This window comes from Acinetobacter sp. S40 (assembly GCF_016624705.1).
Lineage (GTDB): Bacteria > Pseudomonadota > Gammaproteobacteria > Pseudomonadales > Moraxellaceae > Acinetobacter.
The window spans coordinates 1-563 of the sequence record NZ_JACVTU010000039.1 but is presented as its reverse complement, the minus strand read 5'-3'; the positions used below and the strand labels follow the sequence as shown (position 1 = coordinate 563).

General features: G+C 45.1%; 1 protein-coding gene. It reads right to left on the bottom strand.

Annotated elements, in window-relative coordinates; translation table 11 throughout:
• Positions 1-563: ATP-binding cassette domain-containing protein (locus IAE19_RS16460; RefSeq protein ID WP_200461976.1), on the bottom strand; the 563-nt coding region annotated here is incomplete at both ends.

Genomic DNA, 563 nt, shown 5'->3' with positions numbered 1-563 from the left:
CCTTCTAAAATAAGATGATCCAGCCCTTCTTTTTTTTCTTCAACAAAGCTGAGCGCACCTGTCATTTTAAGGACGCTGAGAATATCTTCATCGTTTGCCAAGGGGGCGCCAAGCGTAAGGTTTTCACGAATCGTGCCATAGAATAGATGCGCATTTTGATTCAATAGTCCCATGTCACGACGAATATCTGCAGGGTCAATCAGGCTTAAATCCAGACCATCCAGACTAATTTTGCCTTGTACGGGAAATTGCATCCCGGAAAGTAGTTGCAATAAGGTGGATTTGCCGGCGCCATTACGCCCCAGTATGGCAATTTTTTCTCCCGCCTGAATGCTCAGATTCGGTACAATCAAGATGGGTTTCGGATCATCCTGACCATATTGAAAGGCCACGCCTTTTAGTTCGTAATCGCCATAAATCACAGGTTTATGGATTAAGTGGGCCTGATCAGGTTGATCAACCGATTTCTTCATGAGTTCATCAAGACTGGTCTTGGCCACTTTGGCTTGCTGTAATCGTCCCAACACACCGGTAATTTGAGAAATGGGGGCCAACATTCTAGA